This is a genomic window from Amycolatopsis heterodermiae, from assembly GCF_034929455.1.
GTDB classification, from domain to species: domain Bacteria; phylum Actinomycetota; class Actinomycetes; order Mycobacteriales; family Pseudonocardiaceae; genus Amycolatopsis; species Amycolatopsis heterodermiae.
In genome coordinates this window covers 1-24397 of sequence record NZ_JAYFSI010000009.1, presented here as the reverse complement: position 1 = coordinate 24397, position 24397 = coordinate 1, and the positions used below count along the sequence as shown (strand labels likewise).

The following is a 24397-nucleotide window of genomic DNA, read 5'->3' as shown; positions in this document are numbered from 1 at the left end:
CACGCTCCTGTCTTCGTCAATGCTTGCGGAGGCGCGAGCGCCCCCTGATTCCCTAACTCTACGGATGCCGGGTGAAGTTCCCGGGACCCGCCCAAACCGGACTCGCGACGGCGTCGCGCGGGGCGCCTGCCACCATGTGCGCATGAACGAACCGCACCCGGCCGTCCCCGGTGTCGCCGCACTCGCCCGTGAGATCGAGGACTTCATGGCCGCGGCCGGCTGGGACCAGCCGCCGCAGCTGTTCGCCCTGGTGCCGACGGCGGCGCTGCTGGACGAGCAGCCGGAGCTGGCCGGGCAGCTGGACCGGGCGAACCCGCTGACGCCGGTGGCGCAGGAGGCGCTGCCCGACGGCGACTTGGCCGAGGCACTCGGCCGGATCGCCTGGCCCGATCTGGTGATCGGGTGCGCGCTGGCGCAGGAGATCATCGTGCTGCCGCCGGGCTCGGAGTCGGAGCTGCCGGACGTCGCCGAGGCGGACGCGGACAGCCTGCGGCGCGCCGCCGCCGACCACCCCCAGCGGACCGAAGCCCGGCTGGTGGCCGCGGTGCTGCGCGACGGCGAGCGCTCGTGCGTCATGCGCCTGCGCGGGATCGGCACGGCCGAGGACGGCGACGAGACGGTCGACGAGATCGTGGAAAGCCCGGACCTGGCCCCGAACCTGGTCGAAGCGCTGAAGGCGACCCTGCTGCCCTGACGCTCAGCACGACGCGGTCGGCCGTCCCGCCTTGAGGTTGGCCAGCTGGGCGAGCGCGTCGTCCAGTGTGGACACCTTGATGAGGTTCAGCCCGGCCGGCGCGGTGGTCTTGGCCTCGGCGCAGTTGTGCTCGGGCACGAGGAAGTCGGTCGCGCCGGCTTCCCGGGCGCCGACGACCTTGAACGAGATCCCGCCGATCGGGTCGACCTCACCCGTCTCGGTGATCTCGCCGGTGCCGGCGATGTGCCGCCCGCCGGCCAGGTCGCCGGACTGGAGCCGGTCGATGATCGCGAGGGTGAACATCAGCCCGGCCGACGGGCCGCCGACGTCCTGCAGCGAGATCGTCACGTTGAACGGCGCGTCGGCGCGGTCGACCGCGGTGAGGCCGATGAAGCCCTCCTTGCGGTCCGGACGCGAGGCGAGGGTGAGCGGCACGGTCCGCTCCGGCTGGCCGTCGGACTGGAAGGTGATCTGGACGGTCTGGCCGGGCAGGGTGCCGGCCAGCGCGGCCCGGACGTCCCCGGCCTCGGCGACCTTCTTGTTGTTGACCGTGATCAGCTTGTCGCCCGGCGCGAGCACGTGGTCGGCGGGGCTGCCGGAGACGATCTCCTTCGCCACCACCTTCACCGGGTAGCCGAGCTTGCGCAGCGCGGCGACCTGGGCGTTGGTCTGCGAGTCCTGCAGCTGCTGGATGTTCTCCTGCTTGACCTGTTCGTTCGTCTCGCCCGGCTTGAAGTACTCCTCGCGCGGCGCCAGCGCGTACCGGCCGCTCGCCCAGAAGCCGAGGCCCTGGAACAGGGTGACGCCGTCGTGCAGGGAGACGGTCGTCATCCGCAGCTCGCCGGTGGTCTGGAAGGTCTGGTGACCGGCGACCTGGATGACCGGGTTGCCGGCCGCGTCGCGACCGAGCGTGTCGTAGGTCGGGCCCGGGCTGATCGCCACGAACGGCACCGGCACGACCGAGCCGAGCACGACGAACACCAGGAACAGCGAGCCGCTGACCACGAGCGTCCAGCCCCGGCGGGTCATCCGCCGGGTCTCTCCGGCCGGCTCCGACGGCGGTTCCGGCAGGCTCGTCGCGGGGGCTGTCTCCTCGGAGGACTTGGTCACGCCCGACAGCGTACGGTGACCGTGTTCGCTTCTCGGTGAAGGCCACGCACATGGGTCCGGTTGACGCGCTCCGGGGCGCCCGACCCGCGTACGGTGGACCCATGAGCAAACCCCCGTTCGGCTTCGGACCTTCCGATCCCGACAAACGAGGTGAGAACGATCCCTCGGAGGGCGGGCAGCAGTCCGGCGCCGAGGCCTTCAACCAGCTCGGTCAGATGCTGAGCCAACTGGGCCAGATGCTCAGTCAGGCCGGTACTTCCAGCGGGCCGGTGAACTACGACCTCGCCAAGCAGATCGCCCTGCAGAACCTGGGCAGCGCCGGCAACACCGGCGAGAGCAAGCTCGGGTTCTCGGGTGGAGACGACTCGAACGCCGCCGTGCGCGACGCCGCCCACCTCGCGGAGATGTGGCTCGACCCCGCGACGTTCCTGCCCGCGGGCGCGACGTCGACGGTCGCCTGGTCACCGCGCACCTGGGTGGAGAAGACCCTGCCGACGTGGCAGCGGCTCTGCGACCCGGTCGCCCAGCAGATCTCGGGCGCGTGGATGCAGGCGCTGCCGGAGGAGGCCAAGCAGGCCGCCGGCCCCCTGATGCAGATGATGGGGCAGATGGGCGGAATGGCCTTCGGCTCCCAGCTCGGCAGCGCGCTGGCCCAACTCGCGTCGGAGATGCTGACCTCCAGCGAGATCGGCCTGCCGCTGGCCCCGGCCGGGACGTCGGCGCTGCTGCCGGCGAACATCGAGAAGTTCGCCGAAGGCCTGGAGCTACCGAACAGCGAGATCCTCGTCTTCCTGGCCGCCCGCGAGGCGGCCCACCAGCGGCTCTTCACCCACGTGCCGTGGCTGCGCCAGCGGCTGCTGGCGACGGTCGAGGAGTTCGCCCACGGGATCTCGGTCGACACGTCGGCGCTGGAGTCCCTGGCCGGCCAGATCGACCCGGCGAACCCGGCGAGCATCGAAGAGGCCATGTCGTCGGGGCTCCTGGAGCCCCAGACGACGGAGGAGCAGAAGGGCGCGCTGAACCGCCTGGAGACGCTGCTGGCCCTGGTCGAGGGCTGGGTCGACGTGGTGGTGGCCGAGGCGGTCGGCGATCGTCTCCCGGGCGCGGACGCCCTGCGCGAGACGTTGCGCCGCCGCCGCGCGACCGGCGGCCCGGCCGAGCAGACGTTCGCCACCCTGGTGGGCCTGGAGCTGCGCCCCCGCCGCATGCGCGCGGCGTCGACGCTCTGGAACATGGTGGGCGAGCAACACGGCATCGAGAAGCGCGACGCCCTGTGGTCCCACCCGGACCTGATGCCGACGGCCGAGGACCTGGACGAGCCCCTGGACTTCTCGGCCCGAGTAGGCGAGTCCGGTTCCCTGGACGACCTGGACCCGATCGCCGAGCTGGAGCGCACCGAGCGCGAAGAGCGGGAGAAGTCCAACCCCCCGTCCACGGACGACCCACCAACCGACTGAGCAGCAGCTTCACCACCGGGCGTCTCGCAAAGCGAGACGCCCGGTCTGCTTCCCACCGACCCACCGTGTCGACCCACCTACCGTGTCGACCCCCCAATCACACGTGTCGACCTCCCAGTCACACGTGTCGACCCCACAATCACGCGAGCCGACCCTCCAGACACGCGAGTCGTCCGCCTAGGCACGCGAACTGACTCAAGGTGCGCAAGCCGACCCACCGCGCAAGCCGCCCCCTGGCTACGCGAGTCGTCCATCCAGGCACGTGTGTCGTCCATCCAGGTACGCGTGTCGTCCGCCCAGATACGCGAGTCGTCCGCCCAGGCACGCGAGTCAGCCCGCCAGGCACGCAAACCGGTTCCCCGGCCGCGGAAGCCGACCGTCAAGTACGCGGTCGCCCAAACCAAGCACCCGTGCCGCCCGCCCAGGCACGCGAGTCGTCCGCCCAGATACGCGAACCGACCCGCAAGCACGCGACCGGCCACCAACGCACCAAGCCGCCCTCCGGCCCCCGCACAAACCCGACCACCAGGCACCCGAGCAGAAAGAACCGGGGTGACCCGCACCAGCGAATCACCCCGGTTCCGTCCGGAACCATCACCCGGTCAGTCCTCGGTGGAGATCCCCCACCCGGCTGCCGCCGACAGCCCTTCCAGGTACCCGATCGCGCGTTCCGCCTTCGGGTACCGCTGCACCAGCGCCCAGAACGCCGCGTCGTGCCCGGGCTCGCGCAGGTGCGCCAGCTCGTGCACCAGGACGTAGTCCAGCACCCAGGGCGGGACCTTCCGCAGGAAGTCGCTGACCCGGATGGTCGCGTCGACCGGGGTACAGGACGCCCACCTCGTGCGCATCGGCGGCACCCAGCGGACGCTCGCCGGCACCGCGGTGCCGCCCAAGTACTTGCCCGACAGCTGCGCGCACCGCGCCAGCAGGGCTTCGTCCGACGCCTTGGGGGACGCCGGCCGACGTGGTTCCGAGCGCTGCAGCTTGCGCTCCATCTCGGCGACCCAGTGTTTCTCCTCCGCCCTCGTCATCCGCGCCGGGATGAGCACGACGAGCGTGTCGTCGTTCCAGTACGCGGTGACCGTCCGGTGCCGGCGCTGGCTGCGCCGCACTTCGACCTTGTGTTCAGGTGTGTCCGACGGGGGGTTCGTTTCCCCCCGGCCCCTCAGTGAGGGCATCCGTGCTTCGACCACTCGACAACGGTAAGGCCACCCACCGACAATCCCGAGCGCCTTAAGGTCACAGCCGTGAGTTGTCCACAACTACTCCCACCTGTGGACAACTCGGCCGTTCCGGGTTCTTTCGGGGCTTCCGGGTCGGCGGCGGGTGCGATCCTGCGGACATGCTCCTCTCGACCGCGGACATGCCACCGGTGCTGCTGCCCGCCTTTCCCGCCCTGCTCCCGGGCCTGACGGTGCTCGAACGCGGCCCGGACGAGATCCAGATCGGCCTCGACCCGCGCCACGGCGTGGCCATCGAAGGCCTGCCCGCGAACCTCGTCACGCGGTTGCGCCTGCTCGACGGCAAGCACCCCGTCGAGCGGGTCCTGCTCGCCGAGAGCGAACACCGTGATCAGCTGCGCACGCTCCTGCTCCAGCTGACCGCCCTCGGCCTGGTCACCGAAGCCGGCCCACCCGGCGCCGCCGGCCCCCGCGGCGAAACCGGTATGTGGTCGCTGCGGGCCCGCCACCACCAGACCGCGCTGACCGACCGGCGGCGCACGACGGCGATCTCCGTGCACGGTGACGGCCGCTTGGCGGTCGCCGTCGCCGTGCTGCTGGCCAACGCCGGCATCGGGCACGTCGAGCCGCGGCTGCCCGGCGTCGTGACCGAACACGACGTCGGCACCGGGTTCACCGACGCGGACCTGGGCCGTCCCCGCGGCCAGGCCGTCGCCGAGCTGCTCCGCCGGGTCGACCCGCGGGTCCGCGTCACCCGGCTCCACGACCGGTACCCCGACCTGGTGCTGCTCACCGACGCGATCGTGCCCGCACCGGAGGTCGTCGCCGAGCTGATGGAGGACGGCGTTCCGCACCTGGCGGTCCGGGTGCGCGACGGGACCGGCATCGTCGGACCGCTGGTGGTGCCGGGTCGCAGTTCGTGCCTGCGCTGCGCCGACCTGCACCGGACCGATCTCGACCCGTGCTGGCCGCGCGTCGCCGGTCAGCTCGCCGGGCGGCACCAGCGGCCCGACCTCGGGGCGGTCCAGGCGTGCGCGTCGCTGGCCGTCGCGCAGGCCATGCGGGTGCTCTCACCGCACGAGCTGGCGCCACCGTCGTGGAACGCGACCCTCGAGATCGACGCCTTCGACGGCCGCATCCGCCACCGCGGCTGGCCACCACACCCGAGGTGCGGATGTGGTCCGCCTCCCCCACCACAGGAGACGTAGCCCACTAAGACGCCGCGAGCGGGCTGCGCGTGGCCGTGCGCGCAAGGCAGAATCGACGAGGTGACCGACTTCCGCGACGCCGCCGATCGTGACACCGCGATGCCGAGCAAGGGTGCGGCCCGCACCGCCAAGCTCGCCAGCCTCCCGCTCGGGATCGCCGGGCGGGCGGTGGGCGGCTGGGGCAAGCGGCTCGCGGGCCAGAGCGCGGAGCAGGTGAACGCCGCGCTCTCGGCGAAGGCCGCCGAGCAGCTGTTCGAGGTGCTCGGCACGCTCAAGGGCGGGGCGATGAAGTTCGGCCAGGCGCTGAGCGTGTTCGAGGCGGCGGTGCCGGACGACATGGCGAAGCCCTACCGCGAAGCTCTGACGAAGCTGCAGGCCGCGGCGCCGCCGATGGCGGCCCGGCAGACCCACCGGGTGCTCGCCGAGCAGCTCGGCCGCGGCTGGGCCGGCCGGTTCACCTCGTTCGACGACCAGCCGGCAGCGGCCGCGAGCATCGGCCAGGTGCACCGCGCGGTCTGGCACGACGGCCGCGAGGTCGCGGTCAAGGTCCAGTACCCGGGGGCCGACGAGGCACTGCGCAGCGACCTGCGGCAGCTGCAGCGGTTCAGCAGGCTGTTCCAGGCGTTCGTGCCCGGCACCGAGGTCAAGCCGCTGCTGGCCGAGCTCGCCGCGCGGATGAACGAGGAGCTCGACTACCAGTCCGAGGCCCAGCACCAGCGGGCCTTCGCGAAGGCGTTCGAGGGTGACCCCGGCATCCTGGTGCCGCGCGTCGTGGCGAGCGCGCCCAAGGTCGTCGTGACGGAGTGGGTCAGCGGCACGCCGCTGTCGACGGTGATCGCCGATGGCGACCGCGAGACGCGGAACCTGGCCGGCCGGCTGCTGGCGGAGTTCCACTACTCCTCCCCCGAGCGCGTCCACCTGCTGCACTCGGACCCGCACCCGGGCAACTTCATGATCACCCCCGACGAGCGGCTGTGCGTCATCGACTTCGGAGGCGTGGCGCGCCTGCCCGAGGGCATCCCCCGCCACCTGGGCGAGATGACCCGGCTGGCCCTCGACGGCGAGTCCGCCGACCTGATGCGCCTGCTGCGGGAGAACCGGTTCATCCGGCCGGACAGCGACCTGTCCGCGGACGAGGTGCTCGCCTACCTGGCGCCGTTCACCGAGCCGCTGGCCGAGCCGACGTTCCACTTCACGCGCAAGTGGATGCAGCGGCAGGCCTGGCGGGTCGGCGACAGCCGCGGAAACGACTTCCGCGTGGGGCGCTCGCTCAACCTGCCGCCCGAGTACCTGATGATCCACCGGGTCACGGCGGGCTCGACCGGCATCCTCTGCCAGCTCGACGCGGAGATCCCGGCGCGAGCCATCGTGGAGCGCTGGCAGCCCGGTTTCGCTGCCTGAGTTGTCCACAGGCCGGGCCGCCAACGGTGGATTCCGGGCGAGTTGTCCACAGCTGCGGGAAACGGGGTTCCACCCGGTTGGCGGAGCGGTCATGCTCGGTTCATGACCGCTACTCATCGCACCGATCCACTCGCCCTCGGTAATCCTGACACGTGCGAGGTGATGAACCTCGAACAGTTACGCAGGGCCGGAGTGTCCGATCGAAGAACCCGGCGGCTCTGCGGCCCCGGTGGGCCGTGGCGCCGCCTGCACCCCGGTGTCGTCCTGCTGCGCAACACCAATCCGACCCGGCAGCACCTGCTGCACGCCGCGATCGTGCGGTACGGGTCGAAGGTGGTGATCACCGGCGCCGACGCCCTGCGGGCCCACGGCGTGAAGTGCCCGGCGGCGGGCGAAATCGAGCTGCTGGTGCCTGACTTCTGCCGCGTCACGGCCAGGTCGGGGATCCGCGCGACCCGGACGTCCCGGATGCCGGACCCGGTGCTGGTGGACGGCCTGCCGTTCGCCCCGCCGGCCCGCGCGGCACTCGACCTGGCGAGGGCGGAGTCCGACCCAGCACAGATCCGGCAGCTGCTGACGCTGCCGCTCTACTGGGGCCTGTGCGACCGGCAGCAGCTGCTGGCCGAGCTCGAGGCGGGTCCCCAGCGTGGCTCGTCGGCGGTGCGGAAGGTGCTGCGCCGCCTCGACGAGGGCCCGATCCGGGCGCACGGCCTGGCAACGCGAGTCCTCGACGCGGCGCTGCTCCCACCGCCGGCCTGGGACGTCACGATCTGCGACCGCCGCGGCCGCCGCATCGGCGAGGCCGACGCGTGGTGGGACGAGATCGGCTTGGCCTGGCAATACCGCTGCGGCCCAGGCACCGCCGGCGGCTTCTCACACCTGGCCCTGGCGGCGACGGGCATAGTCCTGGTCCGCTGCACGGTCCACCAGCTACGCAAGGTCCCCCGCGACGTGGCGAAGGAGCTGGTCCAGGCCTACGGCGACGCAGCCCGCACCCCTCGCCCCCGAGTCCGCGCATTGACCCACCCCTCGATCGGAGGCGCAGCATGACCAGCGTCGGCAGGCGGCGAACCGCACCCCGCCGGGACCACCCCGCGGCCCCAAGTCGGGCGCTGACCCCGCCCACGATCAGCGGCGCGGAATGCACCTATCGGCAGGGACAGGCCAAGCCACCGGGATCGCTCCTCGGTTCCGAGTCCGCGCTGCCCCTACTCACCGATCGGCGGCGCGGCGTGACTCCCATCGGCAAGCAGCAGCACTGCTCCGCCGGGACCATCCCTCGACTGCGAATCCGGAGGCTGACCCTGGCCTCGCTCGGAGGTGCGGCATGACCCTCGCCAGCGAGCAGCAGCCGTGCCCCGCCGGGACCACCCCTCGACTGCGAGTCCGGAGGCCGACCCTGGCCTCCCTCGGAGGTGCGGCATGACCTCGCCAGCGAGCAGCGCCCGGATCCCCATCGTCCTCGAGGCCAGGTGCTGCCCCTGACCTCGATCGGAGGCGTGGCATGACCGGTGCCGGCAAGCGACGAGCCGCGGCTCCGAGTCCGCGCTACCCCTACCCACGATCGGCGGCGCAGCATGAACAGCCCCGGCTGGCGGCGAGGCCGGGCGTTCGACACGGCTCCACGACACCAGCCAGGAGGCTCACCAGTACTCGTCCGGCAGCTTGCCCTCGATGTCGCGCACGTGCTGCCGTGCGCAGTCCGGGCACAGCCACCGCACGGTGCCGCGCTCGCGGGTGGACACCCAGGCGAGCGCCGTAGCCGGGTCGTCGTCCGGGCTTCGGGTGCGTCCACAGCGTGTGCAGCCGACGGGTTCGGGCGTGCTCACCGCGAGCGTCCACTGTGGATCGCCTTGGCGCCGAACAGGTACAGGTCAGTGCGGTTGCCGAGGAAGTCCTGGCCGTCCGGATCGACGAGGGCGGCGATGGTCGCGCGATCGTCGGTGTCGAGCCGGTCGCCCACCGACTCGGCGAGCCAGCCGACGCGGTGCACCACGTACTCGCGCAGCCGGTCCGATCCCGGCATCGGGTGGTCGATGAGCGCACCGAACGACTCGACGTCCTCGAGCCCGGCCTCGCGAAGGGCGCGCGGCCAGCCGTAGGGCATGGCGACGCTGTCGGCGATCCCGGCACGCATCCCGGCGAACCACTCGGCCCGTGCGGCGAGCAACCGTTGCTCAAGACCGGGCCGTCCGATCCCGAGATCCCAAGGGAGGCAACGCATTTCGAGCCCGCCTTCGGAAATGGCGAGCACCGCACCCGGCCGCAGCAACCCGGCCAAGGTCCGCAGGGCGGCCTGCTGATCGCCGACGTGGTGCACCACGCCGGACGCCCAGACGAGGTCGGCCGCGGGCACCCGGTCGGCCAGCCGGGGGTCGGCGAGGTCGCCGTGCACGCCGACGACCTCGACGCGCTCGCCGGCAACCGCGCCCACCGCCCGCCGCGCTTCGGCGAGCAGCGCGGGCGTGGCGTCGAGCAGCACGACGGTGCCCCCGTCGCCGAGGGCGAGTTCGCGCGCGAAGTGCACGCTCATCCCACCGGCGCCGCACCCGACGTCGACCACGGTCGGCCGCGCGGCCGACCCGGAAAGGAGCCGCCGTGCGACGGGCGCCAGCGCTTCGGCGTCGAGGGTGTCGGCCATGCGCAGCTGGGCGAGGCGATCCGCCCAGTCGATGTCGTCGTGGGTGTGTACGGACATCACCCCATTCAACACCGCCACCCGACCAGCGGAAACCCAGCACGAAGGCCCCTGCCACCCGAAGGCGGCAGGGGCCTGCGCTCAGCTCTGGTTCTGGTACCGCTCCGCTCGCTGAGCCGCCCATCGGGCTACTCGGCTCCACCGGCGGACGGCACGGGCGCTACCTCGGGCCCGCTGGGCGCGGACCCCTTCCTCCAGATCCCGTATTCGGGCCCTGGACAGTTCTTCGTAAAGCAACATCTCGCTGATCTCCTCGATCTCGGTCTTCGTCAGCTGCAGTTGCACGCGCGTGCGTGCTTCGTGATCCCTCGTGGTGACCGGTTCGACGCTCATGCGGCGGCGCTCCGGTGGTCGCCGCTCTTGGCGGCGGCGGGCTCGACGGTGGCGTTCTTGCGCGGACGGCCACGGGGCCGCTTGCGCGCGATCACGACACCGCGCTCGAAGATCTCGCCACCCCAGACGCCCCACGGCTCACGCCGGGCCAGCGCGCCGGCCAGGCAGGCCTCGCGAACCGGGCAGTCGGCGCAGGACGCCTTGGCGCGCTCGAGCTCGGCCGGGGACTCGGCGAACCAGAGGTCCGCGTCGCCCGAGCGGCAGGGCAGAGCCACGTCCGGGACGGTGACGGGGTCGAGCAGGTCGGCGAATATTGCCTCACCCGCGGTGTAGGCGATGGCCGAAGACATGTGAGTTCCTCCTTGTGTCGTACGGGTTTCGGTTTGAGACATGGGGCTGGGCAAAGCTGTTCCTCTTGGGTTGTGCAGCCAAAAACACGAAGGCCGCGGATCCGGGTTTTCCGGTTCCGCGGCCTTCGTGAGCCTCAGTGTCCTGACTGGGTCAGGAACTTCGCTCCCGTATCGACAACGGAACACGGAACTGCTTGATGGTCGGCAGATCGGCCTGCGGGTACGCGGCGAGAACGCCGCCCTCGATCCCGAAGACGACGACATCGCCGGTGGCCCACGTCCGCATGACGCGGCGCGTGCCACGGATCCCGTGCGCGCTCACGGGCACACCGGTGCCCGGGCGCGAAGCAGCCGCAACTTCCGCGGCGCAGGACAGACGGGTGCCCGGGTTCGTGAGCGTCAGATTGATGGTCATTTCACCGGCACCTCCTTCGTCTGTACTCTGCACACGTGGCCACGGAGCGGCACTCACGTGGATCCCCAGCCGAGCCGTTCCGGCTCGGTACTGGCAGGTTATTGCCCCTCACCACACCGGGGCAACTTAATTACGGGAAAATCCTCGAAGTTACGAAGATCGCCCCTGAGCAGAGGGTTCGCCGCGTGGATCATGGTCCCGACGCGGTCAAGACCACATCAAGATCATCAGGACCTTCCGGATCTTCAGGACTCCGAAGCCGACGCGCGGACGACGCCGAGGATCCCGGTGCCGAAGCGTTCGAGCTTGGTCGCGCCGATCCCGGAGATCGACACCAGCGCCGCCTCGTCGAGCGGACGCTGCTCGGCGACGGCCATCAGCGTCGCGTCCGTGAACACGACGAACGGCGGCACCTTGAGCTCCCTGGCGCGGTCGGCGCGCCAGGACTTCAAGCGCTCCAACAGGTTCTCGTCCACCGACGACGGGCAGCGGCCGCAGCGGCCGAGCTTGATGTCGAGGGTCTCCAGCAGCGGGCCGCCGCACACCCGGCAGCGCGTCTTCACCGGCGCCGCGGGCTTCTGCGGCGACCGCGCGGCCCGGGCCGCCGGGTGGTCCTCCGGGATCAGGCCGTAGAGGAACCGGCTGCGCCGCCGGTTGCGGCGCGCTCCCGGCGTGCGGGCCAGCGCCCACGACAGCCACAGGTGCTCACGCGCCCGGGTGACGCCGACGTAGAACAGCCGCCGCTCTTCCTCGATCGACGCCTCGTCGCCGTCGGCGTGCATGATCGGCATCGTGCCCTCGGCCAGGCCGACGAGGAACACCGCGTCCCACTCGAGGCCCTTCGCCGCGTGCAGCGACGCGAGCGTCACGCCCTCGACGGTCGGCGGGTGCTGCGCCGCCGCGCGCTGGTCCAGCTCGGTGTTGAACCGCGGCAGGTCCGCGTCGGCCACCGTCGAGGCGAGCTCCTCGGCCAGTTCGACGATCGCCAGGAGCGCATCCCACCGCTCCTTGGCCGCGCCGCCGGCGGGCGGCGACTCGGTGAGGCCGACGCGGGAGAGCACCGAGCGCACGGTCGTGACCAGGTCGGAGCTGCCTTCGCCGCTCGCGGCACGCAGCGCGGACATCGCCTGCCGGACTTCGGTCCGGTTGAAGAACCGCTCGCCGCCGCGGACCAGGTACGGGATGCCGGCCTCGGCCAGCGCCGACTCGTAGGCCTCGGACTGGGCGTTGACGCGGTAGAGCACCGCGATCTCGCTCGCCGCGACGCCGCCGTCGAGCAGCTCGCGCACCCGGCGCGCGACGGCGCCGGCCTCGACGGCCTCGTCGTCGAACTCGGCGAACCGCGGCTGCGGGCCCGGCGGGCGCTGGCCGATCAGCTTCAGCCGCGAACCGGCGGGACGGCCGCGCGCGGCGCCGATCACCTGGTTCGCCAGCGAGACGACCTCGGGCGTCGACCGGTAGTCGCGCTCGAGCCGGACGACGGTCGCCTCCGGGAAGCGCCGCGTGAACTCCAGCAGCGACTTCGGCGACGCGCCGCCGAAGGAGTAGATGGTCTGGTTGGCGTCGCCGACCACCGTCAGGTCGTCGCGGCCGCCGAGCCACGCGTCGAGCAGGCGCTGCTGCAGCGGCGTGACGTCCTGGTACTCGTCGACGACGAAGCACCGATAGCGGTCGCGGAACTCCTCGGCCACGACGCCGTGCTCCTCGAGCACCGCCGTCGTGTGCAGCAGCAGGTCGTCGAAGTCGAGGACCTGCGCAGCGGTCTTCAGCTGCTCGTAGTTGCGGTAGACCTCGGCGACCTGCGGGGCCGGGGCCGGGATGTCCCGCTGGAGGCGCGCGGTGACGGCCGGGTAGTCGTCCGGGGTGATCAGCGACGCCTTGGCCCACTCGATCTCGCTCGCCAGGTCGCGCAGGACCTCGATCTCGGTGCCGAGCTTGGCCCGGGTCGCGGCCTGGCCGACGTAGCGGAACTTGTTTTCGAGCAGGTCCCACGGCCGGTCGCCGACCACGCGCGGCCAGAAGTACCGCAGCTGGCGGCGGGCCGCGGCGTGGAACGTCAGCGCCTGCGCGGCGTCGACGCCGAGGCCGCGCAGCCGGGCGCGCATCTCCCCCGCGGCCCGCGTCGTGAACGTGACAGCGAGCACCTGACCAGCGGAAACGTGCCCGGACATGACCAGGTGGGCGATGCGGTGGGTGATCGTGCGGGTCTTGCCCGTGCCGGCGCCGGCGAGGACGCAGACCGGCCCCCTCGGGGCACTGGCGGCGGCGCGCTGCTCGGGGTCGAGACCATCGAGCAGACGGGTGCGGCTCTTCGGGGAAAGTACGCCAGTCACGTCCCGCATCCTCGCAGAGGGGGACGGGGAATCCGGGCAGGGGCACGCGGCCGTATCCTGGTCATATGGCGGGACAGCAGGACAAGGAAGCGGCCAAGCAGGCCAAGAAGGAGAAGCGCGCGGCGAGCAAGGCCCGGCGTGGCCAGCTCTTCGAGGCCTTCAAGATGCAGCGCAAGGAAGACCCTTGGCTCATCCCCTGGATGGTCGGCTCCATCGTCGTCGTCGCAGGTGTGGCCTTCGGGATCGGCTTCTTCTTCGACTCGCAGTGGGTGCTGCTCCCGCTCGGGATCATCCTCGGCGCGCTCCTCGCCATGATCATCTTCGGCCGTCGTGTCCAGAAGACGGTCTATTCGAAGGCCGACGGCCAGCCCGGCGCGGCGGCGTGGGCGCTGGAGAACCTCCGCGGCAAGTGGAAGGTGACGCCGACCGTCGCCGCGACGACCCAGCTCGACGCCGTGCACCGCGTGCTCGGCGGCCCGGGCGTGGTGCTCGTCGCCGAGGGTGCGCCGCACCGCGTCAAGACGCTGCTCGCCCAGGAGAAGAAGCGCGTCTCCCGGCTGATCGGCGACACCCCGATCTACGACGTGACGATCGGCCACGAAGAGGGCCAGATCCCGCTGAAGAAGCTGCAGGGCTTCCTCATGAAGCTGCCGCGCAACCTCAAGCCGGCCCAGGTCGACGCCCTCGAGGCGAAGCTGGCCGCGCTCGGCAACCGCGGCGCCGCGATGCCGAAGGGCCCGATGCCCGCCGGCGCGAAGATGCGCAACGTCCAGCGCACGATCCGCCGCCGCTGACCCGCGCAGACGAGAAAGGCCCCGTCCGGTGGACGGGGCCTTTCGCCGTTTCAGCGCAGTCTGATCACCACGGTGCCGGTCAGCCGGTCGAGCCAGCTGCGGCCGTCGGCGTTGCGAACCGCGGCCGGAATGAGCACGAACGTCAGCACCGCCCGCACCAGCGCCCGCAGCGGGCCGACCAGCGTGCCGCCGTCGAGCCGCGCGACGCGGACGCCGACCACGCCCATGCCGGGGGTGAAGCCGAAGAAGCCGGCGGACACGACGGAGATGACCGCCCAGACGCCGCCGGACCACAGGTTGAAGTGCTGCATGGCGACCGGGTCCTGCAGGTCCGGGCGCACGAAGATGGCCGTGACCAGCGCCGCGATCACGAGGTCGACAATCAGCCCGAGCAGCCGGGACCCGCCGCTCGCCGCCGAGCCGACGCCGGACTCGGGCAGGCCGAGCCGTTCACCCGGCCAGCGTGATCCACCCTCGTCGGTACTCTGTGCACCGTCACCGGTGCCGGGCAGCCATTCGCCGGTCCATCTCGCCACCCGTCCAGGGTATGCCGGTGGCGCAGAGCACATCCCACCTGGTCGGATACCCGATATCGACCCTCCGTTAACACCCGCGAAACATACGGGTGACGGTCGGGCAACACCGCGCTTTTAGCGTGAGCCGAAGAGAGCACTGCCGCACGAGCTCGAACGAGAAGGAGTCACCGAGGGTGCCCACTACTCCAGACGACATCCAGCGCCTCATCACGGACGAAGACGTCGAGGTAGTCGACGTCAGGTTCTGTGACCTGCCCGGCGTGATGCAGCACTTCACGGTCCCCGCCAAGGCCTTCACCGAAGAGGCCTACGAAGAGGGACTCGCGTTCGACGGCTCCTCGGTGCGCGGTTTCCAGTCGATCCACGAATCGGACATGCTGCTGCTGCCGGACCCCGAGACGGCGCGCATCGACCCGTTCCGCAAGGCGAAGACGCTCTCGCTGAACTTCTTCGTGCACGACCCGTTCACCCGTGAGGCGTACAGCCGCGACCCGCGCAACATCGCGCGCAAGGCCGAGCAGTACATCGCGGAGTACGGCGTCGCCGACAACGTGTACTTCGGCCCCGAGGCCGAGTTCTACATCTTCGACTCGGTCCGCTTCGACTCCGCCGAGCACGCCTCGTTCCACGAGATCGACTCCGTCGAGGGCTGGTGGAACACCGGCACCGAAGAGGTCGGCGGCAACCAGGGTTACAAGACGAAGTTCAAGGGCGGCTACTTCCCCGTCCCGCCGGTCGACCACTTCGCCGACCTGCGCGACGACATCGTCCGCAACCTGACGGGCTCCGGTTTCGAGATCGAGCGCGCGCACCACGAGGTGGGCACCGCCGGCCAGACCGAGATCAACTACAAGTTCAACACGCTGCTGCACGCCGCGGACGACCTGCAGCTGTTCAAGTACATCGTGAAGAACACCGTGTTCGCCGCGGGCAAGACCGCGACGTTCATGCCGAAGCCGCTCGCCGGCGACAACGGCTCGGGCATGCACTGCCACCAGTCGCTGTGGAAGGACGGCACGCCGCTGTTCCACGACGAGTCCGGTTACGCGGGCCTGTCCGACACGGCGCGCCACTACATCGGCGGCCTGCTCAAGCACGCCCCGAGCCTGCTGGCCTTCACGAACCCGACGGTGAACTCCTACCACCGCCTGGTCCCGGGCTTCGAGGCCCCGGTTTCGCTGGTGTACTCGCAGCGCAACCGCTCGGCGTGCGTCCGCATCCCGATCACGGGCAACAACCCGAAGGCCAAGCGCGCCGAGTTCCGCTGCCCGGACTCCTCGGGCAACCCGTACCTGGCGTTCTCGGCGATGATGATGGCCGGGCTCGACGGCATCAAGAACAAGATCGAGCCGGCGGACCCGATCGACAAGGACCTCTACGAGCTGCCGCCCGAGGAGGCCAAGAACGTCAAGCTGGTCCCGGGCGACCTGGGCACGGTCCTCGACACGCTGGAAGCCGACCACGACTACCTGCTCGAGGGTGGCGTGTTCACGCCGGACGTGATCGACACGTGGATCTCGTACAAGCGCGAGAACGAGATCGACCCGCTGCGCCTGCGCCCGCACCCGTACGAGTTCGCCCTGTACTACGACGTGTGATCGACGCTAGCCGGGCCGTCAGCTGACGGCCTCCCTGACACGGGACGGCGGCCGAGGGGAAAGCCCCGGCCGCCGTCCCGTTCTTTGTGTCCCGGCCGGCGCGGTCAGGCGGAGCCGGGTACCAGTTCGGCGAGCAGGGCCTGGACGCGGCGGTCGATCTCGTCACGGATCGGGCGGATTCGGTCGGCTGGGAGGCCGGCCGGGTCGTCGAGCTGCCAGTCGAGGTAGCGCTTGCCGGGGAAGATCGGGCAGGCGTCTCCGCAGCCCATGGTGATCACGACGTCCGCCGCTTCGACTGCCTCGGTCGTCAGACGCTGGGGGAACTCGCGGGAGACGTCGATGCCGAGCTCCGCCATGACCGTGACGACGGCCGGGTTGATCTCGTCCGCCGGGGCTGAGCCCGCGGAGCGGACCACCACGCGGCCGGCCGCGTGGTGGTGCAGCAAAGCCGCGGCCATCCGGGAGCGGCCGGCGTTGTGGACGCAGACGAACAGGACCTCCGGGGTGGTCACGACGTGACGACCGCGTCGCCGGGGACGAGCACCGCCGACAGCCGGGCCAGCACCTCGGGGTGGACGCGGTAGTACACCCAGGTCCCGCGGCGTTCGCCGGTGATCAGGCCGGACTCGCGCAGCACCTTCAGGTGGTGGGAGATGGTCGGGCCGGTCAGGTCGAACGCGTCGGTCAGGTCGCACACGCACGCCTCGCCGCCGGTGTGGGAGGCGATCAGCGACAGCAGCCGCAACCGCACAGGGTCGGCCAGCGCCTTGAACAACCTCGACAGCTCTACGGCCTGCGGCTCCGTCAGCGGCTCGCGGGCGAGCGGCGAGCAGCAGGCACTCAGCTGATTCGACATACGTCTATGTTGACAGACGTCTACACAAGGAGCAATCTGCTGCTTTGACGAACATCTATCCAAGGAGGACGGCGATGTCACGTGTACAGCTCGCACTGCGGGTCGGGGACCTCGAAGGCTCGATCGACTTCTACTCCAAGCTGTTCGGCACCGAGCCGGCCAAGCTCCGGCCCGGCTACGCCAACTTCGCGATCGCCGAGCCCGCGCTCAAGCTCGTGCTCTTGGCGGGCGAACCCGGCCAGGCGACCGTCATGGACCACCTCGGCGTCGAGGTCGAGTCCACCGAGCAGGTCAGCGAAGCCGGCAAGCGCCTCACCGGCGAAGGCCTGGAGACACTGACCGAAGACGACACCACGTGCTGCTACGCCGTGCAGGACAAGGTGTGGGTGCACGGCCCCGGCCAGGAACCGTGGGAGGTCTACACCGTCAAGGCCGACTCACGGACCGAGCGGGCCGAAGGCTGCTGCTCCTGACGTCAATCGCCTTCCGCGGTGGACAGCAGCTTCAGGTCCGCGCCCGCCTCGGCGAACCGGCCACGCGGGTCCGCCACCAGCTTGCGGCGCTCCAGGTCCATCAGCCCCAGCGTGCAGGTGATCTCCGCGGCGAGCGTGCCGTCGGCCTTGTAGATGTTCGTGTCCATCGAGAACGTCTTGCCGCTGCCGAACTTCGCGTCGCACGTCACGTCGAGCTCTTCGCTCGCGCGGATCTCCCGCCGGAACACGATGTGGGACTCGAGCAGCACCGCCGCGAAACCCGACAGGCCGCCGAGGGCACCGGCCTTCTCCAGCAGCTCGAGCCGCGACACCTCGCCGTAGGAGTGGTACACGGCGTGGTTGAGGTGGCCCAGGGTGTCCAGCTCGTAGTGGCGGACCTTGATCCGGGTCCGGAACGGCTCTCGATCGGTCACGCGCCCCACCTTAATCAGCCTCGTAGAACAGGTGCTCCACCACCGTGTGCGCCCGGCGGGTGATGCGGCGGTACATGTCGAGGAACTCGCCGGGGTCGTCCTCCGCGGTCTGGCCCAGCACCCGCGCGACCGCGACCAGGTCGCGGCCCGAGCTCGGGACCTCGTCGACGGCCTTGCCACGCACCAGCATCCCGGCGTTGCGCACCCGGGTGGCCAGCAGCCACGCCTCGGCCAGGGAATCCGCCTCCGACTGCTCGGCCAGGCCGGCGCCGGGGAGCACGGCCAGGGCGTCCAGGGTGGACGTCGTCCGCAGCTCCGGAACCGAACCGGCGTGCTGCAGCTGCAGGAGCTGCACTGTCCACTCGACGTCGGCGAGGCCGCCGCGGCCGAGCTTCGTGTGGCGGGTCGGGTCGGCTCCGCGGGGCATGCGCTCGGTCTCGACGCGCGCCTTGATCCGCCGGATCTCGCGGGCCTTCGTTCCGTCCAGGCCGCTTTCGGGGTAGCGGATCGGGTCGATCATCGTGATGAACCGGTGCCCGAGGTCGTCGTCGCCGGCGATGAACCGGGCGCGCAGCAGCGCCTGCGCCTCCCACACCTCACCCCACCGCGCGTAGTAGGCGCGGTACGACTCGAGCGTCCGCACCAGCGGCCCGCTGCGCCCCTCCGGCCGCAGGTCGGCGTCGACGACCAGCGCCGGGTCCGGGCTCGGCGCGCCCAGCATCTTCCGGACGGTCTCCGCGACCGACGACGCGAACTTCACCGCGTCGGAGTCCGAGACGCCTTCATTCGCTTCGCACACGAAGAGCACGTCGGCGTCGGAGCCGTAGCCCAGTTCGGCGCCGCCCAGCCGACCCATGCCGATGACGGCGATCCGCGCCGGCGTCCGGCCCAGTTCGGCCTGGCGCTGCCGGAACGCCGACGCCAGCGCGCTCTGCAGCACCGCGACCCAGACGCTGGACAGCGCCGCGCACACGGCCGGGACGTCGAGCAGGCCGAGCAGGTCCGCGCACGCGACGCGCAGCAGTTCGTGCCGGCGCAGGGATCGAGCCGTCGTCACGGCGGCGTTCAACCCGGGCTGCCGCCGGACGGCCGCCCGCAGCGACGTCGCCACCTCGGCCGGCGTCCGGCCCAGCAGCCGGGCCGGGTCGCCGAGCAGCTGCAGCACCTCGGGCGCGCGGACCAGCAGGTCGGGCACCAGCCTCGACGTGCCGAGCAGGGTGGCCAGCCGTTCGACGACCGTGCCTTCGTCCCGCAGCACCCGCAGGTACCACGGCGTGTCTTCGAGGGCCTCGGAAACCTTCCGGTACGACAGCAGCCCGCCGTCCGGGTCCGGGGTGTCGGCGAGCAGGTCGAGCAGCACGGGCAGCAGCGCCTGCTGGATCGCGGCGCGCCGGGAGACGCCGGAGGTGAGCGCCTTGATGTGCTGGAGCGCGCCGTCGGGCGCGGTGTAGCCGAGCGCGGCCAGACGGCTGGCGGCCTGCTTGGTCGTCAGGCGCAGCGCCTCGGTCGGCACGTTCGCGACCGACTGCAGCAGCGGCCGGTAGAAGATCTTTTCGTGCAGCCGCCGGATGCCCTTGCCGTGCTTGCGGAACTCGGCGAGGAGCGCTTCGCCTTCGCTCTTGCCGCCGGCCGGCTTGATCCCGCTCGCCCGCGCGAGGATCCGCAGCTCGACGGTGTCCGACGTCGCGGGGAACAGGTGCGTCCGGCGCAGCCGCCGCAGCTGCAGCCGGTGTTCCAGCATGCGCAGGAACTCGTACGACGCGCCCAGCTCGGCGGCGTCCTGCCGGCCCACATAACCGCCTTCGCCGAGCGCGGCGAGGGCGTCCATCGTGGACGGTGACCGCAGCTCGTCGTCGACCCGGCCGTGCACGAGCTGCAGCAGCTGCACCGCGAACTCGACGTCACGCAGGCCGCCGCGGCCCAGCTTGAGCTCGCGCTCGGCGTGCTCGGACGGCACGTGCCCTTCGACGCGGCGGCGCATCTGCTGCACCTCGGCGACGAAGTTGTCCCGGTCGGCGGCCGACCACACCAGCGGCGCCACCATCTCGGCGTACTGCTGCCCGAGCTCGGCGTCGCCGGCGACCGGGCGGGCCTTGAGCAGCGCCTGGAACTCCCAGGTCTTGGCCCACTTCAGGTAGTAGCTCTGGTGGCCTTCGAGGGTGCGGACGAGCGCGCCGGCCTTGCCTTCCGGGCGCAGCGCCGCGTCGACGTCGAAACACGCCTTCCCGGTGACGCGCATCATCGTGCTCGCCAGCCGCGTCGCGACGCCGAGATCGCCCGCGCCGACGAAGATGACGTCGACGTCGCTGACGTAGTTCAGCTCCCGGCCACCGCACTTGCCCATCGCGATGATCGCGAGCGACTCCTCGGCGGACGCGCCGACCTCGGCCTCGGCGACCACCAGCCCGGCGGCCAGCGCGGCCTCGGCCAGCTCGGTCAGCTGCGCGGCGACCTCGGCGTAGTGCGGCTGCTCGAGCCCGGCCTCGACGAGGTGCCCCAGGTCCGCGGCGGCGATGCCGAGCAGCAGGCCGCGATAGGCGACCTTCAGCACGTGCTCGGCCTCGAGCCCGGTGATCACCGAGCCGTCCTCACGCACGAGCGCGGCGCGCAGGACTTCCCGGTACTCGGCGGGGTTCGTGCTCTTCTTGCCGGTGAGCGCGTGCCACTCCGCGGGGTTCGCGCACAGGAAGTCGGCCAGCGCGCTCGACGTCCCGAGCACGGAAAGCAGGCGGCCGCGGAAGGTCCGGTTCTCGCGGAGCTGTTCTTCGAGCCGGCTCCACTCGGCGTCGTCGGATTCGCGGATCCGGTCCAGCCCGCGCAGCGCGAGGTCGGGATCGGCGGTGCGGGACAACGCGGAGAGCACGTCGGCCGCCGCGGCGACCGGACCGGCGTCGTCCCACCAGCCGGCCGCGCGCAACTGACCCTCGGCACGGGCGTCGGTGAAGCCGTACCTCGCCGCCGAAGCGGTCGTTCGCGCGCGGTCTGCCATCACGAACCACCGTAGCTGCTGCGGCGGCCCGATTCCGGCTCAGGCGGCGAGGCGTCCCGGCTCGGTGTCGGCGGGGGTCGGCTCGGGGACCTGGAAGCTGTGCGCGGTGACGGGATGGCGGCGCGAAAGCAGCCAGATCCCGGCACCCACACCGATCCCGACCACGCCCACCGCGATGGTGCCCGCGCTGCCGAGCGACGCGATCTTGCCGGAGATGGCGCCGACGATCGCGGCCGCGGGCAACGTGAACAGCCAGGCGAGCACCATCCGGCCGGCCATCCGCCAGCGGACGGGCGCCTCGCGGCGGCCGACGCCGGAGCCGACGATCCCGCCGGAGCACACGTGCGTCGTCGACAGCGGGAAGCCGAGCCGCGACGAGACCAGGATGACGAGCGCCGAGCTGGTCTGGGCGGCGAAGCCCTGCGGGCCCTCGATGTCGGTCAGGCCCTTGCCGAGGGTGTGCGTGATGCGCCAGCCGCCGAGGTAGGTGCCCGCGGCGAGTGCGCAGGCCGCACTGACGATCACCCAGACGGGCGGGGCCGCGCCGGGCGGGAGGCTACCGGCGGTGACGAGGGTGAGCGTGATCACGCCCATCGTCTTCTGCGCGTCGTTCGTGCCGTGGGCCAGCGAGACCAGGGACGCCGAGACGATCTGGCCGACCTTGAACCCGCGCGTGGCCGGCCGGTTGCGGACGAGGAAGCGGTACACGAGGTACGTCGCGGCCATCGCCACGACACCGGCGATCACCGGCGACGCGGCCGCCGGGATCAGCACCTTCTCGACGATCTTTCCGAAGTGGACGGAGTCGGCGCCCGCCGAAACCCAGGTGGCGCCGATCAAGCCGCCGAACAGCGCGTGCGACGAACTCGACGGCAACCCGACGAACCACGTCACGAGGTTCCAGACGATCGCGCCGATCAGCCCGCCGAACACGATCGACGGGCCGATCTTCGTGTCGTCGACCAGGCCGCTCGAGATCGTCTTGGCGACCTCGACCGACAGGAACGCGCCGACCAGGTTCAGCACCGCCGAGATCGCGACGGCCACCCGGGGTTTGAGCGCACCGGTCGCGATCGACGTCGCCATCGAGTTCGCGGTGTCGTGGAACCCGTTCGTGAAATCGAATACCAGGGCCGTGACGACGACGAGCACGACCAGCAACGAGGGCTCCACCCCGACCTCCGAACCCTTGTGGGGACTTACCCGCAAGGTACCTGACGAGTGACGTCGGTTGTTAACAGCCCGTTGTGGAGGGTGACGCTTTCCGTTAAGCCAGCGGTAACGAGCGTTGACTGTCGGCGGCGGCCTGCAGCTCCCCGGACGCCAATCGGACGAACCGCTGCGCGAACGGACGCCACGTCTCGGCGATGTCGTCGTGCACCGTGATCAACTTGTCGTGTTCGAGTGATCCCGGCCGGGCGAACTCCGCCATCCCGGGCTCGTCCGCGGCCCAGCTCTCGACGATCTCGGGTGTCGTCTCGATGTGGAACTGGACACCGTAGACACACCGGTTGAACCGGAACGCCTGGTGCTGGTAGCGCGGAGCGGAGGCGAGCAGCTCGGCGCCCGGCGGGAGCCGGGTGATCGCGTCGTTGTGGAACTGGAGGACGTCCTGCATGAGCGGCATTTCGGCGAAGAGCGGATCGGTCCACGCGGCGTCTTTCTTCGACACCAGGTGCGGGCCGACCTCGGGCCCGTCCTTGCCGACCTCGACGCGGCCGCCGGTCGCGACGGTCAGCAGCTGGGCGCCGAGGCAGATCCCCAAGGTCGGGAACGGCCTCGACGCCGCCTTCGCCAGCAGGCGCCGGACGTCGGCGAGCCACGGGTGCTTCGCGTCGTCCTCCGCCCCCATGCCGCCGCCGAGGCAGACGACACCGGCGTAACCGTCGAGATCGGCGGGCAGGTCCTGCCCGGGTAGCAGCCGGACGTCGAGCTCCGCGCCGGCCTCGGTCAGCCAGTCACCGAGGGCGCCGAGCGGGTCCGAGGCGTCCGGCTGGATGATGAGCAGTCGTGTCACGTCTTCCAGGGTAGGTGCGTCAGCAGGCGCAGCGAATTCCGCCCGCCGCCTGGTCCGTTGTGTTGACGGGATAGCCGGCGGCCATCCAGCTCGTGATGCCGCCGGAGAGCCGTTTCACCTTGAAGCCGAGCTCGGCGAGCTTGAGCGCGCCCTTCGTGGCGGCGTTGCAGTTGCTGCTCTCGCAGTAGCAGACGTAAACGAGGTCGCGGTCGAGGTGAGCGGTGCTGTCGGGCGTCATGTCCCGGTAGGGCAGGTTGACCGCGCCGGGAATGTGCACCGCGGCGAAGGCCTCCGGAGCCCGGGTCTCGACGACGACGTAACCGGCGGTGCGGCCGGCGTCCAGGTCCCGGGCGAGGTCGTCCGGATCGACCTCGAAACCGAGCTCCGCGCCGAAGTAGGCGACGGCGTCGGCGGGAGCCGGGGCGGGGAAGGCGAGTGTGCGTGTCATAGGCGTAATCCTGCTGATCACGGCGTCGCGGACACAGGGCAGAATCGGGGTGTGGCCCCGGTTCAGCCGGGGATTTCCCTGTTCTGTCTTTGCCTGGTTGGGAGAATCACGGTGGACCTCGACGACGTCGACTGGCACCTGATCGAGCTCCTCCAGGCCGACGGCCGGCTGAGCTTCACGGAACTCGGGCGCCGGGTATCGCTGTCGGGCTCGGCGGTGACGGAACGAGTCCGCCGTCTCGAGGAACGCGGAGTGATCACGGGCTACGCAGCGAGTGTCGATACGACGAAGCTGGGCCTGCCGATCGAGGCCCTGGTCCGAGCGCGGGTGCGCAGTCTGGACACCCCTCGCTTTCGGACAGCGGTCCTGCCCCTGCCGGAGATCATCGCCGCGGACCACATCACGGGCGACGAGTGCTGGATCCTGCGGGTCCTGTGCCGGAATACGGCGGAGCTGGAGGAGCTGGTCGAGAAGGTGCAGCGGTACGGGGAGACGACGACATCGCTGGTGCTGTCGTCACCGCTGCGCCGGCGACCGCTGGCTAGGCGGGGGCGGCAAGACCTCGGTTGAGGCATCGGGTGTCTGGAGAGGCATCTCACGTGATCCACGGGGCATCACCCGTGACTGGACGGGCATCACTCCGAGTTGGGATGCGGGTTTCGCGTGATCCCGCGCGGGTCTCGCGTGATTGAAGGCGGAACTCGCGAACCTTGCACTGCCGGTTGGTGTACCCGGCCGGCCGCTCCCGCGCCTGCAGGACCAGCTCGCTTACTTGGATGCCGGGAGGCCAGCTCGAGTGGCTGAACGGTCGACACGCGTGATCAGCGAGCCCGACGCTCGCGACGGGGGGCCCGACTCGCGAGATCCGAGCGCCGGCCCGCGTGACCCAGCGAGCCGGCAACTGTGATCAGAAGGCCAACACCCGTGATCCGAGAGTCGACACGCGTGATTGGAGAGTCGACACGTGTGATTCGGAAGCCGACACGTGACCAGAACGTCGACACGCGTGATTGCCGGGACGACACACAACCGTGTGCAGGCATAAGGAAAAGGGCCCGGCCGGGAGAACCAT

At 71.0% G+C, this 24397-nt stretch carries 25 protein-coding genes; 9 read left to right on the top strand and 16 right to left on the bottom strand.

What is annotated here, in order from left to right:
- The first annotated feature begins 142 nt into the window (after positions 1-142).
- Complete coding sequence (locus VA596_RS32325; RefSeq protein ID WP_323332006.1) at positions 143-694, top strand: PPA1309 family protein; 552 nt, start codon at positions 143-145, stop codon at positions 692-694.
- 3 nt (positions 695-697) lie between these two features.
- Here the strand turns inward: VA596_RS32325 and VA596_RS32320 are convergent, their stop codons facing one another.
- Positions 698-1804, bottom strand: a complete 1107-nt coding sequence (locus VA596_RS32320; RefSeq protein ID WP_323332005.1) for a YlbL family protein — start codon at positions 1802-1804, stop codon at positions 698-700.
- 101 nt (positions 1805-1905) lie between these two features.
- Here VA596_RS32320 and VA596_RS32315 point away from each other — a divergent pair, with 101 nt between their 5' ends.
- Positions 1906-3261, top strand: a complete 1356-nt coding sequence (locus VA596_RS32315; RefSeq protein ID WP_323332004.1) for a zinc-dependent metalloprotease — start codon at positions 1906-1908, stop codon at positions 3259-3261.
- Between the two features lie 602 nt (positions 3262-3863).
- Here VA596_RS32315 and VA596_RS32310 read toward each other — a convergent pair.
- Positions 3864-4373, bottom strand: a complete 510-nt coding sequence (locus VA596_RS32310) for a M48 metallopeptidase family protein (protein ID WP_323332003.1) — start codon at positions 4371-4373, stop codon at positions 3864-3866.
- Between the two features lie 230 nt (positions 4374-4603).
- Here VA596_RS32310 and VA596_RS32305 point away from each other — a divergent pair, with 230 nt between their 5' ends.
- The 3 genes from VA596_RS32305 (at position 4604) to VA596_RS32295 (ending at position 8101) form a co-directional block, all read left to right on the top strand.
- The gene (locus tag VA596_RS32305) at positions 4604-5650 is read left to right on the top strand and encodes a hypothetical protein (RefSeq protein WP_323332002.1); all 1047 of its coding nucleotides are present in this window, start codon (positions 4604-4606) and stop codon (positions 5648-5650) included.
- Positions 5651-5710: 60 nt separating this feature from the next.
- Positions 5711-7051, top strand: a complete 1341-nt coding sequence (locus VA596_RS32300; protein WP_323332001.1) for an ABC1 kinase family protein — start codon at positions 5711-5713, stop codon at positions 7049-7051.
- Positions 7052-7213: 162 nt separating this feature from the next.
- On the top strand, positions 7214-8101 hold the full coding sequence (locus VA596_RS32295; protein WP_323332000.1) for a hypothetical protein: 888 nt from the start codon (positions 7214-7216) through the stop codon (positions 8099-8101).
- Between the two features lie 593 nt (positions 8102-8694).
- On the opposite strand, the gene VA596_RS32290 is transcribed toward VA596_RS32295, so the two are convergent.
- From VA596_RS32290 to VA596_RS32265, 6 genes are all read right to left on the bottom strand, one after another.
- Positions 8695-8880 carry a hypothetical protein gene (locus tag VA596_RS32290; protein WP_323331999.1) on the bottom strand — a complete coding sequence of 62 codons (186 nt, stop codon included), beginning with the start codon at positions 8878-8880 and terminating at the stop codon, positions 8695-8697.
- A complete protein-coding gene (locus VA596_RS32285; protein ID WP_323331998.1) occupies positions 8877-9749 on the bottom strand; it encodes a class I SAM-dependent methyltransferase in 873 nt (290 codons plus the stop codon). The genes VA596_RS32290 and VA596_RS32285 overlap by 4 nt, the downstream gene beginning before the upstream one ends.
- Positions 9750-9830: 81 nt before the next feature.
- The gene (locus VA596_RS32280) at positions 9831-10082 is read right to left on the bottom strand and encodes a hypothetical protein (RefSeq protein WP_323331997.1); all 252 of its coding nucleotides are present in this window, start codon (positions 10080-10082) and stop codon (positions 9831-9833) included.
- The gene (locus VA596_RS32275) at positions 10079-10432 is read right to left on the bottom strand and encodes a WhiB family transcriptional regulator (protein ID WP_323331996.1); all 354 of its coding nucleotides are present in this window, start codon (positions 10430-10432) and stop codon (positions 10079-10081) included. The genes VA596_RS32280 and VA596_RS32275 overlap by 4 nt, the downstream gene beginning before the upstream one ends.
- Positions 10433-10583: 151 nt before the next feature.
- Complete coding sequence (locus VA596_RS32270; protein WP_323331995.1) at positions 10584-10847, bottom strand: hypothetical protein; 264 nt, start codon at positions 10845-10847, stop codon at positions 10584-10586.
- Positions 10848-11092: 245 nt separating this feature from the next.
- A complete protein-coding gene (locus tag VA596_RS32265; RefSeq protein ID WP_323331994.1) occupies positions 11093-13180 on the bottom strand; it encodes an ATP-dependent DNA helicase UvrD2 in 2088 nt (695 codons plus the stop codon).
- 65 nt (positions 13181-13245) lie between these two features.
- Between VA596_RS32265 and VA596_RS32260 the strand changes: the two genes are divergently transcribed.
- Positions 13246-13974 carry a DUF4191 domain-containing protein gene (locus VA596_RS32260; protein ID WP_323331993.1) on the top strand — a complete coding sequence of 243 codons (729 nt, stop codon included), beginning with the start codon at positions 13246-13248 and terminating at the stop codon, positions 13972-13974.
- Between the two features lie 50 nt (positions 13975-14024).
- Here VA596_RS32260 and VA596_RS32255 read toward each other — a convergent pair whose 3' ends face one another.
- Positions 14025-14510, bottom strand: a complete 486-nt coding sequence (locus VA596_RS32255; RefSeq protein WP_323331992.1) for an RDD family protein — start codon at positions 14508-14510, stop codon at positions 14025-14027.
- Between the two features lie 173 nt (positions 14511-14683).
- Between VA596_RS32255 and glnA the strand changes: the two genes are divergently transcribed.
- On the top strand, positions 14684-16108 hold the full coding sequence (glnA, locus tag VA596_RS32250) for a type I glutamate--ammonia ligase (RefSeq protein ID WP_323331991.1): 1425 nt from the start codon (positions 14684-14686) through the stop codon (positions 16106-16108).
- Positions 16109-16212: 104 nt separating this feature from the next.
- Here the strand turns inward: glnA and VA596_RS32245 are convergent, their stop codons facing one another.
- The gene (locus tag VA596_RS32245) at positions 16213-16620 is read right to left on the bottom strand and encodes an arsenate reductase ArsC (protein ID WP_323331990.1); all 408 of its coding nucleotides are present in this window, start codon (positions 16618-16620) and stop codon (positions 16213-16215) included.
- On the bottom strand, positions 16617-16964 hold the full coding sequence (locus VA596_RS32240; protein ID WP_323331989.1) for a metalloregulator ArsR/SmtB family transcription factor: 348 nt from the start codon (positions 16962-16964) through the stop codon (positions 16617-16619). The genes VA596_RS32245 and VA596_RS32240 overlap by 4 nt, the downstream gene beginning before the upstream one ends.
- Before the next feature lie 74 nt (positions 16965-17038).
- Between VA596_RS32240 and VA596_RS32235 the strand changes: the two genes are divergently transcribed.
- Positions 17039-17437, top strand: a complete 399-nt coding sequence (locus VA596_RS32235; protein ID WP_323331988.1) for an ArsI/CadI family heavy metal resistance metalloenzyme — start codon at positions 17039-17041, stop codon at positions 17435-17437.
- 2 nt (positions 17438-17439) lie between these two features.
- Here the strand turns inward: VA596_RS32235 and VA596_RS32230 are convergent, their stop codons facing one another.
- From VA596_RS32230 to VA596_RS32210, 5 genes are all read right to left on the bottom strand, one after another.
- The gene (locus tag VA596_RS32230; RefSeq protein ID WP_323331987.1) at positions 17440-17871 is read right to left on the bottom strand and encodes an acyl-CoA thioesterase; all 432 of its coding nucleotides are present in this window, start codon (positions 17869-17871) and stop codon (positions 17440-17442) included.
- 10 nt (positions 17872-17881) lie between these two features.
- Positions 17882-20860 (bottom strand): bifunctional [glutamine synthetase] adenylyltransferase/[glutamine synthetase]-adenylyl-L-tyrosine phosphorylase, encoded by a 2979-nt coding sequence (locus VA596_RS32225; protein ID WP_323331986.1) that lies wholly within the window; start codon positions 20858-20860, stop codon positions 17882-17884.
- A 39-nt stretch (positions 20861-20899) separates the two neighbouring features.
- Positions 20900-22033 carry an inorganic phosphate transporter gene (locus VA596_RS32220; RefSeq protein ID WP_323331985.1) on the bottom strand — a complete coding sequence of 378 codons (1134 nt, stop codon included), beginning with the start codon at positions 22031-22033 and terminating at the stop codon, positions 20900-20902.
- Positions 22034-22127: 94 nt separating this feature from the next.
- On the bottom strand, positions 22128-22877 hold the full coding sequence (locus tag VA596_RS32215; protein ID WP_323331984.1) for a type 1 glutamine amidotransferase: 750 nt from the start codon (positions 22875-22877) through the stop codon (positions 22128-22130).
- Between the two features lie 19 nt (positions 22878-22896).
- Positions 22897-23325 (bottom strand): rhodanese-like domain-containing protein, encoded by a 429-nt coding sequence (locus VA596_RS32210; RefSeq protein ID WP_323331983.1) that lies wholly within the window; start codon positions 23323-23325, stop codon positions 22897-22899.
- A 111-nt stretch (positions 23326-23436) separates the two neighbouring features.
- On the opposite strand from VA596_RS32210, the gene VA596_RS32205 reads away from it, so the two are divergent.
- Positions 23437-23895: an Lrp/AsnC family transcriptional regulator gene (locus tag VA596_RS32205; RefSeq protein WP_323331982.1), complete on the top strand. Its 459-nt coding sequence runs from the start codon at positions 23437-23439 to the stop codon at positions 23893-23895.
- Positions 23896-24397 lie beyond the last annotated feature (502 nt).

Coding starts and splice junctions, on each gene's coding strand:
- VA596_RS32260 (WP_323331993.1), top strand. CDS start 13,246: ATGGCGGGACAGCAGGACAAGGAAGCGGCCAAGCAGGCCAAGAAGGAG.
- VA596_RS32225 (WP_323331986.1), bottom strand. CDS start 20,860: ATGGCAGACCGCGCGCGAACGACCGCTTCGGCGGCGAGGTACGGCTTC.
- VA596_RS32210 (WP_323331983.1), bottom strand. CDS start 23,325: ATGACACGCACACTCGCCTTCCCCGCCCCGGCTCCCGCCGACGCCGTC.
- VA596_RS32305 (WP_323332002.1), top strand. CDS start 4,604: ATGCTCCTCTCGACCGCGGACATGCCACCGGTGCTGCTGCCCGCCTTT.
- VA596_RS32285 (WP_323331998.1), bottom strand. CDS start 9,749: ATGTCCGTACACACCCACGACGACATCGACTGGGCGGATCGCCTCGCC.
- VA596_RS32280 (WP_323331997.1), bottom strand. CDS start 10,082: ATGAGCGTCGAACCGGTCACCACGAGGGATCACGAAGCACGCACGCGC.
- VA596_RS32275 (WP_323331996.1), bottom strand. CDS start 10,432: ATGTCTTCGGCCATCGCCTACACCGCGGGTGAGGCAATATTCGCCGAC.
- VA596_RS32235 (WP_323331988.1), top strand. CDS start 17,039: ATGTCACGTGTACAGCTCGCACTGCGGGTCGGGGACCTCGAAGGCTCG.
- VA596_RS32315 (WP_323332004.1), top strand. CDS start 1,906: ATGAGCAAACCCCCGTTCGGCTTCGGACCTTCCGATCCCGACAAACGA.
- VA596_RS32270 (WP_323331995.1), bottom strand. CDS start 10,847: ATGACCATCAATCTGACGCTCACGAACCCGGGCACCCGTCTGTCCTGC.
- VA596_RS32240 (WP_323331989.1), bottom strand. CDS start 16,964: ATGTCGAATCAGCTGAGTGCCTGCTGCTCGCCGCTCGCCCGCGAGCCG.
- VA596_RS32325 (WP_323332006.1), top strand. CDS start 143: ATGAACGAACCGCACCCGGCCGTCCCCGGTGTCGCCGCACTCGCCCGT.
- VA596_RS32295 (WP_323332000.1), top strand. CDS start 7,214: ATGAACCTCGAACAGTTACGCAGGGCCGGAGTGTCCGATCGAAGAACC.